Annotated in this window: 22 protein-coding genes and 1 pseudogene; 7 read left to right on the top strand and 16 right to left on the bottom strand. The window is 66.3% G+C overall.

The window, feature by feature from the left end; genetic code table 11:
* Window positions 1-136 precede the first annotated feature (136 nt).
* A complete protein-coding gene (locus FDZ84_RS25085) occupies window positions 137-973 on the top strand; it encodes a transposase family protein (RefSeq protein ID WP_168584616.1) in 837 nt (278 codons plus the stop codon).
* A gap of 34 nt (window positions 974-1,007) precedes the next feature.
* Here FDZ84_RS25085 and FDZ84_RS40990 read toward each other — a convergent pair whose 3' ends face one another.
* Window positions 1,008-1,424 carry a DUF4442 domain-containing protein gene (locus FDZ84_RS40990; protein ID WP_168587887.1) on the bottom strand — a complete coding sequence of 139 codons (417 nt, stop codon included), beginning with the start codon at window positions 1,422-1,424 and terminating at the stop codon, window positions 1,008-1,010.
* A gap of 489 nt (window positions 1,425-1,913) precedes the next feature.
* Here FDZ84_RS40990 and FDZ84_RS40105 point away from each other — a divergent pair, with 489 nt between their 5' ends.
* Both FDZ84_RS40105 and FDZ84_RS25075 read left to right on the top strand, forming a co-directional pair.
* Window positions 1,914-2,036, top strand: a complete 123-nt coding sequence (locus tag FDZ84_RS40105; protein ID WP_256413564.1) for a hypothetical protein — start codon at window positions 1,914-1,916, stop codon at window positions 2,034-2,036.
* Between the two features lie 688 nt (window positions 2,037-2,724).
* Window positions 2,725-2,886 carry a hypothetical protein gene (locus tag FDZ84_RS25075; RefSeq protein ID WP_168587886.1) on the top strand — a complete coding sequence of 54 codons (162 nt, stop codon included), beginning with the start codon at window positions 2,725-2,727 and terminating at the stop codon, window positions 2,884-2,886.
* A gap of 337 nt (window positions 2,887-3,223) precedes the next feature.
* On the opposite strand, the gene FDZ84_RS25070 is transcribed toward FDZ84_RS25075, so the two are convergent.
* The gene (locus FDZ84_RS25070) at window positions 3,224-3,526 is read right to left on the bottom strand and encodes a hypothetical protein (protein ID WP_168587885.1); all 303 of its coding nucleotides are present in this window, start codon (window positions 3,524-3,526) and stop codon (window positions 3,224-3,226) included.
* 187 nt (window positions 3,527-3,713) lie between these two features.
* On the opposite strand from FDZ84_RS25070, the gene FDZ84_RS25065 reads away from it, so the two are divergent.
* The 4 genes from FDZ84_RS25065 to FDZ84_RS25050 all read left to right on the top strand — a co-directional run bounded on the left by FDZ84_RS25065 (window position 3,714) and on the right by FDZ84_RS25050 (window position 6,512).
* Complete coding sequence (locus FDZ84_RS25065; protein ID WP_210435096.1) at window positions 3,714-4,163, top strand: methyltransferase; 450 nt, start codon at window positions 3,714-3,716, stop codon at window positions 4,161-4,163.
* A gap of 190 nt (window positions 4,164-4,353) precedes the next feature.
* Window positions 4,354-5,553 (top strand): metallophosphoesterase family protein, encoded by a 1,200-nt coding sequence (locus FDZ84_RS25060; RefSeq protein ID WP_168587884.1) that lies wholly within the window; start codon window positions 4,354-4,356, stop codon window positions 5,551-5,553.
* A gap of 21 nt (window positions 5,554-5,574) precedes the next feature.
* The gene (locus tag FDZ84_RS25055; RefSeq protein ID WP_256413563.1) at window positions 5,575-6,309 is read left to right on the top strand and encodes a helix-turn-helix transcriptional regulator; all 735 of its coding nucleotides are present in this window, start codon (window positions 5,575-5,577) and stop codon (window positions 6,307-6,309) included.
* Window positions 6,306-6,512, top strand: coding sequence for a hypothetical protein (locus tag FDZ84_RS25050; RefSeq protein ID WP_168587882.1), 207 nt, complete (start codon window positions 6,306-6,308; stop codon window positions 6,510-6,512). Before FDZ84_RS25055 ends, FDZ84_RS25050 begins: the two co-directional genes overlap by 4 nt.
* A gap of 231 nt (window positions 6,513-6,743) precedes the next feature.
* Here the strand turns inward: FDZ84_RS25050 and FDZ84_RS25045 are convergent, their stop codons facing one another.
* The 14 genes and pseudogenes from FDZ84_RS25045 to gnd all read right to left on the bottom strand — a co-directional run bounded on the left by FDZ84_RS25045 (window position 6,744) and on the right by gnd (window position 16,057).
* A complete protein-coding gene (locus FDZ84_RS25045) occupies window positions 6,744-7,022 on the bottom strand; it encodes a hypothetical protein (protein ID WP_168587881.1) in 279 nt (92 codons plus the stop codon).
* Between the two features lie 64 nt (window positions 7,023-7,086).
* Entirely contained in the window at window positions 7,087-7,332 is a 246-nt protein-coding gene (locus FDZ84_RS25040) for a non-oxidative hydroxyarylic acid decarboxylases subunit D (RefSeq protein ID WP_168587880.1), read from the bottom strand.
* 25 nt (window positions 7,333-7,357) lie between these two features.
* Window positions 7,358-8,779, bottom strand: a complete 1,422-nt coding sequence (locus FDZ84_RS25035) for a non-oxidative hydroxyarylic acid decarboxylases subunit C (protein ID WP_168587879.1) — start codon at window positions 8,777-8,779, stop codon at window positions 7,358-7,360.
* Window positions 8,769-9,410 (bottom strand): non-oxidative hydroxyarylic acid decarboxylases subunit B, encoded by a 642-nt coding sequence (locus FDZ84_RS25030; RefSeq protein ID WP_168587878.1) that lies wholly within the window; start codon window positions 9,408-9,410, stop codon window positions 8,769-8,771. The genes FDZ84_RS25035 and FDZ84_RS25030 overlap by 11 nt, the downstream gene beginning before the upstream one ends.
* Window positions 9,411-9,442: 32 nt before the next feature.
* On the bottom strand, window positions 9,443-9,829 hold the full coding sequence (locus FDZ84_RS25025; RefSeq protein ID WP_305852018.1) for an RpiB/LacA/LacB family sugar-phosphate isomerase: 387 nt from the start codon (window positions 9,827-9,829) through the stop codon (window positions 9,443-9,445).
* Window positions 9,822-9,968, bottom strand: a complete 147-nt coding sequence (locus FDZ84_RS25020) for a hypothetical protein (RefSeq protein ID WP_168587877.1) — start codon at window positions 9,966-9,968, stop codon at window positions 9,822-9,824. The genes FDZ84_RS25025 and FDZ84_RS25020 overlap by 8 nt, the downstream gene beginning before the upstream one ends.
* A 15-nt stretch (window positions 9,969-9,983) precedes the next feature.
* On the bottom strand, window positions 9,984-10,586 hold the full coding sequence (locus tag FDZ84_RS25015) for a hypothetical protein (RefSeq protein ID WP_168587876.1): 603 nt from the start codon (window positions 10,584-10,586) through the stop codon (window positions 9,984-9,986).
* A 427-nt stretch (window positions 10,587-11,013) separates the two neighbouring features.
* A complete protein-coding gene (locus tag FDZ84_RS25010; protein WP_168587875.1) occupies window positions 11,014-11,292 on the bottom strand; it encodes a hypothetical protein in 279 nt (92 codons plus the stop codon).
* A gap of 576 nt (window positions 11,293-11,868) precedes the next feature.
* Window positions 11,869-12,318, bottom strand: a pseudogene (locus tag FDZ84_RS40985) (alpha/beta fold hydrolase); the annotation flags it as partial.
* 288 nt (window positions 12,319-12,606) lie between these two features.
* Entirely contained in the window at window positions 12,607-12,789 is a 183-nt protein-coding gene (locus tag FDZ84_RS25000) for a hypothetical protein (protein WP_168584127.1), read from the bottom strand.
* On the bottom strand, window positions 12,786-12,923 hold the full coding sequence (locus FDZ84_RS40980) for a hypothetical protein (RefSeq protein WP_371812948.1): 138 nt from the start codon (window positions 12,921-12,923) through the stop codon (window positions 12,786-12,788). The genes FDZ84_RS25000 and FDZ84_RS40980 overlap by 4 nt, the downstream gene beginning before the upstream one ends.
* A 21-nt stretch (window positions 12,924-12,944) precedes the next feature.
* Window positions 12,945-13,169 (bottom strand): hypothetical protein, encoded by a 225-nt coding sequence (locus FDZ84_RS40975; protein ID WP_371812674.1) that lies wholly within the window; start codon window positions 13,167-13,169, stop codon window positions 12,945-12,947.
* A 411-nt stretch (window positions 13,170-13,580) separates the two neighbouring features.
* A complete protein-coding gene (gene zwf, locus FDZ84_RS24990) occupies window positions 13,581-15,026 on the bottom strand; it encodes a glucose-6-phosphate dehydrogenase (RefSeq protein ID WP_168587874.1) in 1,446 nt (481 codons plus the stop codon).
* A complete protein-coding gene (gnd, locus tag FDZ84_RS24985) occupies window positions 15,023-16,057 on the bottom strand; it encodes a phosphogluconate dehydrogenase (NAD(+)-dependent, decarboxylating) (protein ID WP_168587873.1) in 1,035 nt (344 codons plus the stop codon). The genes zwf and gnd overlap by 4 nt, the downstream gene beginning before the upstream one ends.
* Window positions 16,058-16,061 lie beyond the last annotated feature (4 nt).

Here is a 16,061-nt window from a genome sequence, read left to right as displayed (position 1 = left end):
AGTAAGAAGTCTCTGGAGGGCGGCCTGCCGGAATGGGTGTGTGATCGGGTAGGGCTGGCCCGGGGAGAGTGGGACGTGGGGTCCCTGGTAGAAGAAGTTCGACCAAGAAAGGATCTTCGACCAGGGAGGGCCCCACGTGGTCACGTATTCTGCCAAACTCGATGTTCCCCGTGAACTGGTGGTCTTCCTCAGCCGGCTGTTGGCCGGTGAACGCCGCCGGAAAGGGACCCGCAAGGGGCGCCGGGCGTTGACCACGTTCTGGCAGGCTGTGCTGGTCCTGCGGTGGTTCCGGGACGATACCGACATCACCAAACTGGCTCGCGATCACGGTGTCGCCCGTGCCACCGGCTACCGGTATGTCGACGAGGGCATCAAGGCACTGGCCGCGCAGGCCCCGGATCTGCACGACGCCCTGCAACGGGCCAAAGACAACGGCGACGCCTATCTGATCCTGGACGGCAAAAACTTCTCCTCCGACCGTCTCGGCGAAAAGACCACCAGCGCCAAAGGCGCCGAGATCGACCTGTGGTACTCCGGGAAAACCCGCGAACAAGCCGGCAACATCCAAGCACTGACAGACCCGGACGGGTTCCCGCTGTGGGCCTCCGACGTCGAGCCCGGGTCCATCCACGACATCACCGCCGCTGAAAACCACGTCCTCGGCGCCCTGTACTGGGCTTACTCCCAGCTCAACCTACCCACCCTGGCCGACGGCGGCTACCAGGGTGCCGGAGCCGGGGTCCTCACCCCGATCAAACGCCCCAAAACCAGCAAAGGCCGCCCACTCGACGTCGACAACCAGACCTACAACAAACTGCTGCGCGGCCTGCGCGCCCTCGGCGAACGTGGATTCGCCCTGCTCACCGGCCGTTGGCGCGTCCTACGACACTTCACCACCAGCCCCCGCAAAATCGGCCTCATCGTCAAAGCCGCACTCGTACTCACCCAATTCGAACACGGCCGACTCGCATAACCCCCTACTGAGATCAATTCACTGCACTTGATCCTTACGGCCAGCCTTCCGCCAGCCGAACAAATTTCCGCGCTATGCCCCGAGCACGACTGTTCGTCAACATCAAGCGGCACTCGAACGCGCTCCACCTCAGCCGATTCAAGAGGCAGCGTAAACCACCGTTTCCCCGTCCTGGAGCGACAAAATCGACGGTCGCCGCCCTACTCCACACCCTGTACCCGCGGCCGAGATGATGCATCATCATCAGCGGAAAGAATGTATCCACCATAACGAATAGAGCGCCACCGAACGCGGACCCGTTCGCATTCCTGTCGAACCGTCCAACCCCATGGACAACATTGACTTTACTCCAACCTTCCGCTATATCGGACAACCCGAATGCCAGAAAAAGGAACGGCGACCAAAGGTTCAACCGCAGTCGAACCTTTGTTGGCGATCCAAGTACCGTCATGTCCCACCGTAATGCGGGGGTGACCTACCTAAAAGCACACGGGTGACGTGTACCCTTTGGATGCTCCAAGGTTGCCCGAACGCACTAGTACTGTTCCGTGCTCCCGTCGCACCGTCGTCGTCGAGTTCCCAGCGATCGTCTCGGGCGCTCGCGCCGACCCCTCGGCGACGGCCAGCTCGCGCAGGAGGACAGGCCCAACCTCGGACCACCCGATCAACGACAACGGACCGACCGCAGGGCGTGTGCAAGGTTGATCTGAGGGTTGCGGCGGGTTTCTGTCCAGGTGGGACGCGAGACGAGGGCGCGGTTTCCGGTGGGAGATCATCGGGTTGTCCAAGCCGTGACGGTCTATCCAGGAGCCGCGCTCTTGTGTCCTTATCTTCCCCGATTCCGGTTGTGTTTGACGGGCCCACCGTCACAGTCGAGTCCTTGCGGGGTCGTGTGGACGGTCTCTGGCGGGCTCTGGAGGCGGTGGGCGGGGAATCCTGTATGGGGTTGCCGTTGCTGCCGTTGCTGCCGTTGCTGCCGGCCCTGGCGGTGCTGGCGGTGACCGCCGGTGCGAAGACGTTCATCGAGTCCGCCTCGGCGGAGAGAACCCGCAAGTTCCATTGAAATCGAACCTTCGATTTCAATGGAACTTGCGGACCGTCGGCGTGTCGCACCCCGACACGCCGATGCCTGTGGACAACCTCCGCAATTTCAATGGAAATCGTGGGCGGGCACGGACGTGCCAGGGCCCGCAGCCTGAAAGGTCCTTGTTCTGGACGGAAACCTGCGAACCGATCTGCTCGGGGCCCGGCAGGGCATCCGGATATGGCGCTGGCGCCGCCTGAACGGCAAGCCGCCGGTATCGAAACGGTCCACCACCTGGCCAACCTGCCCCCACCTGGCCAACCTGCCACCCACCTCCCTATCCGAAACTACCTAAACCGGACAGGTCAACCTTGCACACGCCCTGGGACCGACCGCGTCGAACGCCGCTCTCCCCAACGCCCCGACAACAACGGATCAGTCACATTCAGCGCCAAGGTCGCAACGCGCGCCGCGAGTCGTGTTCCCGGGCCGAACGTGTGAGTGCGGGGGGACGTCCAGGCGGTAGGTGCGTTTGGCTGACCAGTGGTCTTCGCCATCGATTTTGATCAGCTCGGCGTCGGCCATGCCGCGAAGCGCTGGCTCCGGCAGTGGGCGGGTGTCCAATTCGTACCGGATCACTTCGTGCAGTGCCCAGCGCCACTGCACGGGGGCCGCGGGTTCGACGGTGGTGGTCCACCACTGTTGGCCGAGTTCGGCGAACTCTTCGGTGGAGAAGCAGTATTCCAGCGCCGGGGCCAGCGAGTCCGGGTCGGCGGACCTTCTCGTAGGAGATGCCCTCCAGCACCGCCCGCAGCAGCTCGACGAAGGTGATCTCGCCCTCGCCGTTGACCACCACGTCCACGGCGACGTCGCGCGGCAGCACCCGTAGCTCCGGCGGTCCGGCAGCCGGACCAGCACCAATCGGCCGAGTGGGGCGTCGGCCAGGTCGAACGGGGTCTCGCTGTCGTCTCGCACCGCCTGCTCGGCGGCCTGACGCGTTCGGGCGGCGCCAGCGCCGTATCCGGATGGCCTGCCAAGCCCCGAGCAGGTCGGTTCGCGGGTTTTCGTCCAGAGCAAGGACCTTTCGGGCTGCGGGTCTCGGCACGCCCGTGCCCGCGGCAGCCCACGATTTCCATTGAAATTGCGGAGGTTGTCCACAGGCGTCGGCGTGTCGGGGTGCGACACGCCGACGTTCCGCAAGTTCCATTGAAATCGAAGGTTCGATTTCAATGGAACTTGCGGATTCTCTCCGTCGAGCCGGATAAGGCCTGGTCAAAATCACCATGGCCGACCAGGGCCACGCACCGCAGGGCCAACACCCGCGCGAAGGCCCAGCCCGACGGGGCACCCGACCACGAGCGCACTCCGAGCCCGGCCGAAAGGTGCTGGAGGCGACGTTGCAGGATGCCCCACAAGCACAGCAGTGGGTGGATGTCGAGGAAGATCACGGTGTCGGCGGCGGCGAGCCGGATCGGCATGGTGCCGGCGTAGTTACCGTCGATGATCCACTCCGGACGGGCGGTTAGCATGCGTTGCCGTTCGACGAAGATGCCCTGGTCCAGGGGCTTCCAGTCGTTGTCGTAGTACTCTATGTCCAGGTGGGTGACCCGTAGGCTGAGGTTCCCCCCGAGCGGTGGACAAGGGGTTTACGGGGATTCAGGCAGCTGCTCGGAGTGAGCTCTCGTAGTCCTCGGGACTGAGCATCCCGATCGCGGAGTGCCGCCGGACAGCGTTGTAGAAGCAAGCCCAATTGTCAACTGCGACAACGAGTTCCGTCTGTGTGGCGTAGGTATGCCTACCCAGAGCAGGGGGATTCTCTTCGATCGTCCGGAAGTGGTCGAGCAGGCCCGCCAGGCCTTCATAGGCCAGGGACTGGCTTCTCGCGTTCGGTTCGTCGGCGGGAGCTTCCTGGAGGCGGTGCCCGACGGCGGAGATCTCTACCTGCTCAAGAACGTGCTGTGCGACTGGGATGACGAGAACTGCGCGCAGATCCTCTCCCGCTGCCGTGATGCCGTCGATGCCGACACCCCACTGGTATTCGTCGACTGGCGAAGTGCACGACATCGACGGCAGAATCGCCGAAGCAACGAACCGACTGAGAACGCGGCACTACGAACTGACCACTTCGCAAACCGGCGATGTTCCGGAACACCAACCTACACCTGATCACCACGATCCGGGACTGAAGGCAACCGGACACGTTCCAGCGGTGAGCGATCGATCTCCTCCGGTACCGGAGCGCGAAACTTGCCGAGATGTTCACGGTTTCGCCGCATGGAGCTAGCCACGCCACACTTTGCGGTCGCGATTCGCCGATAACGTCGGTTTCCCCCAAATGGATTCGCAAGGGATGACGATGAACGAGCAGTCCGACCTTTCCGCTACCCCCGAATCGACCGAGGCCGGCGTCGGCCGGCGCCAGTTCATGGCGCTGGGTGGTCTGGGCGCCGCCACCGTGGCGCTCGGTGCCACGACTCCTGCGGCGTCGGCGGCGCCCGCGCCGTCCGCGCAGACCGCGAACCTGCGGTTCCGGGCGGACGGAACCTACAAGATCGTGCAGTTCAACGACACCCAGGATGACGAGCGCATCGACCGCCGCACCCTGGAGCTGATGAACGCCGTACTGGACGACCAGCGGCCCGACCTGGTCATCCTCAACGGCGACAACATCACCAGCGGCTGCGACACCGAGCTGGAGATGCGGCAGGCGATGAACAACATCGTGCAGCCGATGGAAGAGCGAAAGATCCCGTGGGCCATCACCTACGGCAACCACGACGAGGACTCCACCGCGAAGGGCGGCCTCGACGAGTCCGAGATGCTGGAGTTCTACCGGTCCTACGCCTACAACGTGAACGAGCTGGGCCCGCGCGGCGTCACCGGTACCGGCAACATGAACCTGTTCGTCCACGGCTCACGGGGCAACGACCCGAAGTTCAACCTGTGGCTGCTGGACAGCGGTCGCTACGCGCCGGGCAACATCGCCGGGCAGAACTTCGCGGGTTACCCGACCTGGGACTGGCTGCGGATGGACCAGGTCGCCTGGTACTTCCAGCGGTCGGTGGAGATCGAGCGGCAGGTCGGCCGGAAGGTGCCGGGTCTGATGTTCATCCACATCCCGTTGTGGGAGTACCGCTTCATGTGGTTCGGCAGCGTCGACGGGCGCACCGACGCCGACCACGCGCGCGGCGTGGCTCGGCACGGCATCGTCGGCGAGCGCAACGAGGCCGAATGCCCCGGGCCGTTCAACAGCGGCATGTTCAACGCGATCCTCACCCGCGGTGACGTCAAGGGCGTGTTCTGCGGGCACGACCACATCAACACCTACCACGGCAACTACTACGGCGTGCTGCTCGGTTACGCCGGCAGCACCGGCTTCGGCACCTACGGGCTGTCCGGTGCCGAGCGCAACCGGCTGCGCGGGGCGCGTGTTTACACCCTGAACGAGAACACCGAGAACGTGCTGGACAGCACTTACATGGTCTTCGCCAAGGACTACGGCATCGACCTGACCGCGAACGACCAGAGCATCGACCCGATGCCGTTGCCGTCCTGATCGGACACCCCGGGCCGCTGGATGTCCTTCCGGCGGCCCAGGGTCGTGGTGCGAGCGCCGGTGATCAGGGGCGCAGGCGCGCGATGGAGGGGGAGTTCCGGCTTGTTGTTGCGGGGACATCGCGTCCTTGGGGAATCGTTATCGCCTGCGTTTTCCGCATCGGCGACCCACCCACACCAGGACCAGCTCGCCGAGCGATCCGAGCTCGGGGTGCGCACCATCCGCCGGTTGGAGAACAACTCGTCCGGCAACCCGCGGATCGGCACGGTGCAGCTGTTGGCGAAGGCCTTGGAGCTCGGGCCAGAGGACTACCAGCGGCTGCTGGCCACCACCGGCAGCGCTCCCCCACCGGTCGAAGCCGAAGCCCCACCGGAGGCGCAACCGCCCCGACCGCAGCTCCGACCGCAGCCGCCGGTGCGCCGCACCGCGCGGCAACCAGCACTGGACGAAGCCGCTGAGCAGCTCGCGCAGGCCGTCGAAAGGCGCTGGCAGCGCGAGGAGGAGCACCGCCGGGTCCACGACCCGTTCCAGCTGCCGGTGCGGTTCCAGCCGGTGGCCGACGGGTTGATCGATCCCCGACCCGGTGCGGCGCAGCAACTGACCGGCGGGATCGGTGATCTCGCCGACTCCTACCGGCGAATCCCGTCCGGTCACCTGGTGGTGCTGGGCCGCCCCGGCTCGGGGAAGACGATCCTGGCGCTGCGTTCCTGCTGGACCACCTGCGCAGTCGCGAAGCCGACGAGCCCGTCCCGGTGATCTTCGACATCGGATCGTGGGACCCGATCGCCACCGCGTTGCGGGACTGCCTCGGCTTGGGCGGCGAGGTGCCGGTAGTAGTGCAGATGCTTGCGACGGACGATGGTGGTCTCACCGAGTTCGGCGAGGCGGTCCCGGCCGTAATCCCGGAGTGTGTCCAGCGGTCGGCGAGATCGATCGGCGGTGTCACGCCAAGCGTGTAAGCCACGGATGGGCCAAGATCGGGTCAGTGTCGTGATCGACAGCATGTTCCGCGATGATGTGCTCAAGCCAAGGGACGTTGTCTGCATCGACAGCCTTGACCGCCTCCCGCTGCTTTGGGGCGAGCAATAGGCGGCGCCGCGACCTCGACGTGTCGAGGCTCTGGACAGCTACGCGACCCCGACTGTGTGCCCCAGGGCCGGGATGCGGCCGGGCCTGGCGATGGAAAGTCGTCACTTGCGATAGAAGGCGTTTTTGCGGAAGGGCCATTGGTGTACGGCGCGTAGCAGCAGCTCGTCGGGCGGGTCCGGCAGGCGGGGCACGGTGCCGGTGGTGTGAGCGATGACCACGACCCGGTCCTCGCCGCCCAGGTAGGTACTGGCGTCGAGGCAGCCGGGTTCGGCGAGCAGAGCGCGCACCGCGGTCTGTTCCACCCAGGCGAGCAGTTCGTCCCGGCGTCCGGGCTGAGTTCGGGCCTCCCACATCAGGGTGTCATGTGGCTCGGGTGTCATCTCGCAGCCTCCTAGGAAATGGTCCGCGGGAACCCGGTTCCCGCGGATGGTGACGGCTCTGGCGTCAGGACGCGGAGCGCAGCGGAGGAATGGTGGGGACCTCGGGGGCTGCCTTGATGTCCTCGAGCGTCATCTTGAAGCTGTCGGGGTAGGCGTCGCGACTGGTGCGACGGGCAGGTTCGCTGGTGCGCCAGGCGTAGAGGCACTGCTGGCATTGCAGCACGTCCCAGACGCCGGGGACCGGCGAGCTGTAGAGCTTGTCGACGGTCTCGTAGGCGCAGCGCGGGCAGACGGTTTTTTGTACGACCATGGCATGTCGTCCTTTCGACTGGCGGTCAGCGGCCGGCGAGCGACTGGAGCTTGGTGAGCCACTCGCCCATCTCGGGCAGGTCCAGGAGTTGGTTGCCGTAGTTGCCGCGCGTGTCGGGCGCGACGGGGGTGGTGGCGTCGATGATGAGCTTGTCCACAATGCCCGGTGTGGCGGCTTGCGGGGCCAGTTCGAGTACCGGCAGTTTCGGGACGACGACCAGGTCACCGGCCGGATTCATCTTGGTCGACAGCGCCCACATCACCTGCGGCAGGTTGAAGGGGTCCACTTCCTCGTCCACCACGATCACGGTGGCGGCGTAGCCGAGTCCGTGCGGGGTGGTCAGCACGCGCATGCCGACGGTTTTGGCGAATCCGCCATAGCGCTTCTTGGTGGACACGATCACGACCAGGCCGTGGGTATAGGTCGCGTTGACCGCCTGGACCTCGGGGAAATCCTTCTTGAGCTGCACGTAGAGCGGCACGCAGGTGTTGGCGGCCATCAGGTAGTCGATCTCGGTCCATGGCATGCCGAGATAGAGATGCTCGAAGACCGGGTCGGTGCGGTAGGAGATCTTGTCGATCCGGATCACCGTCATGTTGCGCCCACCGGAGTAGTGGCCGGTGAACTCGCCGAACGGGCCCTCGATCTCGCGCTTGCGGCCCTCGATGACGCCTTCGATGACGATTTCGCTACCCCACGGCACGGGCAGGTTGTTCTTCGGCGAGCGGGCGATCGGGGCGGGTTCACCGCGCAGCGCGCCGGCCAGCTCGTACTCGTTCTGGTCGTATTCCATCGGCGTGGAGGCGACGATGGAGATCACCGGGTCATTGCCCAGAGTGATCGCGATCGGCAGGTCCTCGCCGCGTTCCTCGGCCTTGCGTAGGTGCTGCGCGATGTCGTGCATGGGGACGGGCTGGAGAGCGAGCTTGCGCCTGCCCTTGACCTGGATCCGGTAGATACCGACGTTCTGCTTGTCCGTCGAGGTCGGGTCGTCCGGGTCCTTGGAGACGACCGCGGCTTTGTCGAGGTAGAAACCGCCGTCCCCGTCGTTGAGGCGGATCAGCGGCAGGACGTCGAAGATGTTGATCTCATCGCCTTCCACCGTGTTCTGCGCCCACGGCGGATTGTCCCGGTACTCGGCCTTGACCGGGAAGTTCGCCCAGCGGCGGATGAACTCGTCCACCTGGTCCTTGGGTCCGCTGTTTTTATCCATGCCCAACGCCAGGGCGTGGTTGGCCCAGGAGCCGTGCACGTTCATCGCGATCCGGGCATTGGTGAAGCCCTTGACGTTGTCGAAGTACAGGGCCGGGGCGGCGGCGCCTAGGCGAGGGGCGGCGTTGGCGGCGGCGGCGATGTCGGGTTCGGGCATCACCTCCTCGGCGATGCGCAGCAGTTGGCCCTCTTTGTCGAGGGTTTGCAGGAAGCTGCGCAGGTCGTCATAGGGCATGGGACTCTCCTTGTTCGTTCAAAGCGCGCGGCGCGGGCAGCTTCTGTGGGGAACGCTGCTCGCGTGCCGCGCGGATGCCGACCCACCGCTGGGCGTTCAGCGCCGGCAGGTCGAACTGATCCAGCACCCGCGCGGTGATGTGGTCGACGATGTCGTCCACGCATTCCGGATGGTTGTAGAAGGCGGGCATGGGCGGCACCATCTGCGCTCCAAGGCGCGTGAGCGCCAGCATGTTCTCCAGGTGGATCTCGCTCAGCGGGGTCTCACGCGGGACCAGCACCAGCTTGCGGCGTTCCTTGAGGACCACGTCCGCGGCGCGGCCGATCAGCCCGTCGGCGTAGCCGGCCCGGATGCCGGCCAGGGTCTTCATCGAGCACGGCGCGATGATCATTCCGTCGGTGCGGAAGGAGCCGGAGGAGATGCACGCCCCCTGGTCTCCGGGGCTGTGGGCGGCATCGGCGAGGTCGGTGACTTCGCGCACCGACAGGCCAGTCTCCAGTTCGAGAGTGGTCCGCGCCCACTTCGAGAGCACCAAGTGGGTCTCCACCTCGGGGAGCTCGCGCAGGGCCTCCAGCAGGCGGACGCCGAACACCGCACCCGTTGCCCCTGTCATGCCCACAATCAGTCGCATGGTGTACGGCTCCTCTGCTGCTCATCGGCCGGTCAGGCAAGGAATGTTTCGGTCATCGCGGTAGGCCGCCGCTTAGTTCGCGTAGTTCCGGACCGGGTTCTTACCGCCCCGTCGCATTCCACGGTAGGTGCGGCTCGGGCACGTCCGGCTATCTGCTGTGGACCCTTGTTCGCGCTGATCGCCACCCCCAACCCGGTGCCGCACACCAGCAGCGCGCGGTCCGCCTTGCCTTCGGCGGCCATCCGGGCGGCGTTGACCGCCACGTGCGGGTAGGCGGTGTGCTCGTCGGAACCGACGCCCACGTCCACCACGTGGGCCACGCGCGGGTCGTTCTCCCGGTCCTTCTTCAACGCGTTCTTGTACTGCAGACCTGCGTCGTCGGAGCCGACCACGATGCGCAGCGGCGCCTGCTCAGTCACTTCGTCTCTCCGCGTCGGCCATCGCGACATTTCCCTTGCGGTAGGCGGGAGTGTCGGCCGGGGCCTGCCACAGCCGCTCGAGTTCAGGGTCCAGCCAGGTCAGCATCAGCGAGCAACGGGCCATGTCGAGGCTGGTCACTAGCGGCGTCGGCGGTCACGCGCGATGCGCTGGCCTCCGGGATATCGGCGATTCCAGTGGCCTTCGGGCGTTCGGCAGTCTGTCGATGACCGGGGCATCGTCCGTGGTGTCGCATTGCGACGGCCCGGGCTTGAACAGTTGGAGATAGACGATCTCGTCGACGGCCGCGACCAGCTCACCGGCGATCGTGACCGTCGCTGCCACGCGCAATACCTGTCGGCCGTTGGCATCGACCGTTGAGACGCGGGTGATGTCATGGGTGTGCCGCCGCATCCCGTGGCCGCTTAGGATCCTACCGAGCGGGACCTTCTTGGACTCCAGCGATTGTCGGGCATCCGGGTGCAGTCGGTCCTCGACCACGACGGCTCGTACGTCGGCCACTCGCTGCCGAAAGACGGTCGATTCCGCTTCGAGATATCCGCGTCGATATAACGCCTTGCTGCCTGCCGAAACATCCAATGCCGCAGCATGTTCGGGCGTGACGAGGCAGTACTCGTGGCACAGCGAGATGTAATCAACCCGGCTGTTCAGCCAGTGGGCAACGGTTTCGGTGAAACTGTCCGTATCACGAAGCCGGGTACTGAGAGTCCGTATCTGCTCCGTTAGGTCGTCTTGCATTGAAAGAGAACCTCTTTTCCTTTGCAGGGCGCGAATTTTGCGGTATGACGAACGCGATAGTGGTGGCCGGATGACTCCACAAGGTCGTGTCGAGCCAGTCCTGGATCACGCGCCTCCGGGAATTGAGAGGATGAACACATCGGCTAACAGCCGCAGTCTTGCTTAATTAGCCCAAGCAGCGCTACCCAAATGGGGCGAACATGCAAACTGTGTGGCCCAGAAGGGCACTCGAGGGCAGGAGGGCTCGGTGCTGCGAACCGCGTTCTCCGGCCGCGCCGCCACCGTAAAGCCGGCGCACCTTGGATCTGGCGATCTTGCCGGATGTGGTGGTGGGCACCGCGTCGACGAACTGCGCGTACTTGGGCACCTTGTACGCGGCGAGGTGAAGCCATAACTGAGCAGGCATTGCGGCTTCGTCGATGCGGGCTCACGGATCGACGACGATCACAACCTTGCCGACTTCGCCCCACTTCTCATCCGGTACGCCGATCACGACGCATGCGGATACACCGTCGAAGCTCTGCAGCACAGCTTCGATCTCCGCAGGGTACACGTTCTCACCGCCGGAAATAATCAGGTTCTTCCCCGGTACTCGGTCGAAATGCGCCTTCGAGGCCAGCGGGCCGACCTCGACATCATCACCGGCGCTCGGCTCTCCGACAACCAGGGCAAGCCTGAACCCCAGCAGGCTGGGAACCCCGCACAAGCGCCCCCGCTCCCGACCAGCGAACCGGACGGATGGGGGTGGATGCTTGGACCCGGCCAAATGAGCCGTGGCCGGGCGAACGGAACGCTACTCGGCGGCCGGGCGCGAGTCCAGCGTATAAACCGGGCGGCTTCGCGGAGCCCAGCAGCAGCCGGCGACCCGTGTGGTGACCACGGCGTGCGAGCTGCCCGGTATCGACCCGGGAGGCGAAGGGCTCGGCCGCAGCGGGATGCCCGACCGCCGGGCGAGAACTGGCTAGCGCTCAGCCGAGCCGGGAAAGCCGGGGGCGGACGGCTTCGGCGAATGCGTCCGGCGACTCGATCGACGGCAGGTGCCCGGCACCGGGCAGCGTCACGAGCTCGCTTCCTCACAGCGCGCCGGCGAGTTCGCGCGCGTTCTCCGACGGCGTCAGGGTGTCCTCCTCGCCGACGACCACCAGCGCCGGGCCGGTATTAGGACCGGAGGGTTTCGACACCCTCGGGGCGTCCCGCCATCGCCGGCTGCGCCCAGGCGACACCATCCGCGGGCTGGGCGTAGACCAGGTCCCGGACGCTGGCGACGACCTCTGGCCATCGTTCGTGCGTCGTGCTTCCCAGCAGGTTCGGCAGGGTGCTCTCCGCGAGCCAGCGCGCGGCGCCCTCGCGTTCCGCTCGATCCGCGACCGTGAGGCGGTTGACACTCTGCTCGTCGTTGTCGGCGACAGCCCTGGTGTCCACGAGAAGCAGACCCGCGACCCGCCGCGACGCGGCCCGCAGCACCGCCATCGCGACGGGAGCCGCCCATCGAGCATCCGCCCAGGACGACCTGCGGCAGCTCCAACCGGTCCAGCAAGGCCAGGATGTCGGCGGCCGCGAGGCCGAGGCTCGGGTGCTCGGCCGTGCGGCGGTTCTCTCTCCCCCCGGCTCCCCCCGACTCCGCCAGGCTCCGCGCCAGTGAACCGTCCAGCGCGCTCTCGCCGAGCCCCCGCTGGTCCGGGGTGATCACCCGCAGCTGGTCGTCCAGGAGGCCCCGGACCGGATTCCACATCCGCGCGTCCAGCGGGAACGCGTGCAGCAGCACCAGCGGCGTTCCGGCTCCCGACTCGATGTAGTGCACGGGCCCCATCCTGCCGGACCACTTCGGCGAACGCGCCTCAACAGGCCGGGCCGCCGTCGCGGACGCTCGCGGCCGGACTTTCCGCTACCGACCCCACGCGCCGCCGCGGCGAAGGTCGCCACCTGGCCGTGAGTGATTTTGGGCGCCATAGCACCGAAAAACGCTCACGGGCGTTGGGCTGAGCGGATCCGCGAGGCCTGCAAGTTGTGCAGGCGACGGTCACCGGGATGTCCACGATGGATCGCAGTTCGGCGGCGATGCGGGACGCCGTCGCCCCCGGCAGGCGAGCAGCGCGCCCCGGTTACGGTCGGGCGAGGTCAGCAGGTCAGTGAGCAGCTCGCCGCGCACCTCGTCCTCCGCTTTCGCCACAGATCGGCGCAGCATCAGCAACAAAGCGGTCACCACCGCCGCCCCGCTCGAAAAGCCGCCGGTCCGCGCTCGCCGTTGCCGACGACAGCCCTGGTGTCCACGAGAAGCAGACCCGCGACCCGTTGCGGCGCGGCCCCCAGCACCGCCATCGCGACGAAGCCGCCCATCGAGCATCCGCCCAGGACGACCTACGGCAGCGCCAACCGATCCAGCAGGGCCAGGATGTCGGCGGCCGCGAGGCCGAGGCTCGGGTGCTCGGCCGTGCGGCGGTTCTCTCTCCCCCCGGCTCCCCCCGGCTCCGCCAGGCTCCGCGCCGGCGAACCGTCCAGCGCGCTCTCGCCGAGCCCCCGCTGGTCCACAGGCCGGGCGCCGCCGCGGACGCTCGCGGCCGGACTTTCCGCTACCGACCCCACGCGCCGCCGCGGCCAAGGTCGCCACCTGGCCGTGAGTGATTTTGGGCGCCATAGCACCGAAAAACGCTCACGGGCCTTGGTCCTGCACCGCGCACACCCAACCATCCGATATGGACACCGCACGACCGTCTGCCCGAGACGTCGCGACCGCTTCCGCCGACGGCTCGGGCGGCGCGAAGCCCGAACCCGTCGGCAATGAGCTCACTGTCCGTGAGTAGCGGTTGACGACCTCGCCCTGTGCGGGCGGGAACAACGTGGTCGTCGACGAGCACGTAGAGTGCAGTTAGGCGATAGTCAGGCCGGGGTGCTGCTCGCGGGCGTGGCCGACCATCCCTTGTCGGAGTCGATACCGGTGCAGTCGTAGCGAACGAGGATTCGTGTGGTGTCACCAGCGCGTCGTGCGCAACGAACCTATTTCCGCACGGCGTCGTCGGCGTCTTCCAAATGCCATTGGTGTGGTGCGATCAGTTCGCTGACGGCCGGTTCGGGGCCCCAAGAGCCGGGGGCGTACAACTGTAGCGGCGGTGGATTCTCGAGCAACGGGGTCGATGCGTCCCAGATGCGCTCGATGCCGTCCGACCGGGTGAACAGCGACTGGTCGCCCAGCATGGCGTCCAGAATCAATCGTTCGTAGCCTTCGAGCCCGTGATTCTGGCAGAAGGAGTCAGCGTAGCGGAAGGTCATTGCTTCTGGTGCGAGTCGCATGGTGGGGCCGGGCTCTTTTGCCAGGAAGCAGGCGGCGATCCACCCGGGGTCCCCGAAGTCGATCACGATCTGGTTGCCTCGCTTCTTCTCCTGCTGGGGGAGATCGATGGGGAACATCCTCAGGGGCGGCTCGCGTAGGCCGAGGGTGATCACCTCGCGGTGCTGTGCGAGTTTCTTGCCGGAGCGCAGGTAAAACGGCACACCGGCCCAGCGCCAGTTGTCCACCTCCAGCCGCAGCGCGGTGAACGTCTCGGTCTGCGAATCGGGGGCCACGCCCGGTTCGTCGCGGTAGCCGTCGTACTGGCCGCGTACGACGTGCCCGGGTTCGATGGGGCGCAGCGCTTCGAAGACCTTGGCTTTCTCGTCGCGCAACGGCTGGGCGGCGAGCGAGACAGGTGGCTCCATCGCCACGATGCCCAGCACCTGGATCAGGTGTGTGACGATCATGTCCCGGAAAGCTCCGGTGCCTTCGTAGAAGTGGGCGCGGCCCTCGAGGCCGAGCGTCTCGGGCACGTCGATCTGTACATGGCTGATGTGGTCCCGGTTCCAGATGGGTTCGAACATTCCGTTGGCGAAGCGGAGAGCGAGGATGTTGTCCACCGACTCCTTGCCGAGGAAGTGATCAATGCGGAAGATCCGGGATTCGTCGAACACGGCGTGGATCGTCTCGTTGAGCGCTCGGGCCGAAGCGAGGTCCGTGCCGAAGGGCTTCTCTACGATCACTTTCGAGTTCTCCGCCAGATCCGCGTCGCCGAGCATTCCGATGACGGATCCGAACGCGGAGGGCGGAACGGCCAGGTGGAAGAGTCTGCGTGGCTGCCCGCCGATGGAGTCCTCGGCCGCCCGTACGGCCGCGAGCAGCGGGCCGGCATCCGGTGGGTCGGCTGCGGCGAAGGACAGCGTGTCCGCGAAGGACTGCCACACCGGCCCGGATGGCTCGGAGCGTCCGAAGGTGGCTACCGCATCGTGCGCGTGTTTGCGGAACGCATCGTCGTTCAGCGCGGAGTGAGCCCGACCCGTGCCCACGATGCGGTAGCTGTCGGGGAGTAGGCCTGCCCAGGCGAGGTGGAACAGTCCAGGGAGCAGTTTGCGCTTGGCGAGGTCGCCGGTGGCGCCGAAGAGCACGATCACGTGGTCGTCCGGGTTTGTCACGACTGGCTCCTTTTCTCGGTGTGTCCGCCGAACTCGCTGCGCATGGCGGACAGGAGCTTGTCGGCGAACTCGCTCAGGCCTCGGGATTGAAACCGCTCGGTGAGCGCCGTGGTGATCACGGCGGCAGGCACGCCTTCATCGACCGCCGCCAGTACGGTCCATCGCCCTTCGCCGGAGTCCGAGACGCGCCCGGTGAATTCCTCCAGCTTCGGTGACCGGGCAAGTGCGTCAGCGGTCAGGTCGACGAGCCAGGAGCCCACGACCGAGCCGCGGCGCCATACTTCGGCCACTTGGCCGACATCTATCTCGTACTGGTAGAACTCCGGCTCGCGCATCGGGGCGGTCTCGGCGTCGGCGGTGTGCTTGCGGCGCCCGGCGTTCGCGTGCTCGATGATGCTGAGCCCCTCGGCGATCGCGCCCATCATCCCGTACTCGATCCCGTTGTGGACCATCTTCACGAAGTGCCCGGCTCCACTCGGACCACAGTGCAGGTAGCCTTCCGGCGCTGTCCCGTCGGCCCGCCAGCTCGGTGTCGGCTCGGCGGCGGCGGCGCCGGGCGCGATGGTCCGGAAGATGGGGTCGAGTCGGGCGACGGGCTCCGTCTCGCCGCCGATCATGAGGCAGTAGCCGCGTTCAAGTCCCCAGACACCGCCCGACGTACCGCAATCCAGGTAATGAATGCGGCGAGGAGCAAGCTGTGCTGCACGGGTGATGTCGTCGCGGTAGTAGGAGTTGCCGCCGTCGATGACGGTGTCGTCCGGGTCGAGGAGCTCGGTCAGCTGGTCGATAGTGGGCTGTACGACGGCGGCCGGCAGCATCAGCCAGGCGGTCCGTGGCCGCTCCAGCTTCGCCACCAGGTCGCCGAGTGATCCGGCGGCGACGGCGCCCTCGCCTGCCAGCTCCCGCACTGCGCTTTCGTTGAGGTCATAAACCACGCAGTGGTGGCCGTCGCGCAGGAGCCGGCGCACGAGGTTCGCGCCCATCCGGCCGAGCCCGATCATGCCGAGCTGCAAGGGGGTGTCGGTTGCCATGACT

The organism is Saccharopolyspora sp. ASAGF58 (assembly GCF_012277335.1).
In the GTDB taxonomy this organism is placed as follows: Bacteria; Actinomycetota; Actinomycetes; order Mycobacteriales; family Pseudonocardiaceae; genus Saccharopolyspora; species Saccharopolyspora hattusasensis.
This window is presented reverse-complemented; position numbering and strand designations above follow the sequence as displayed.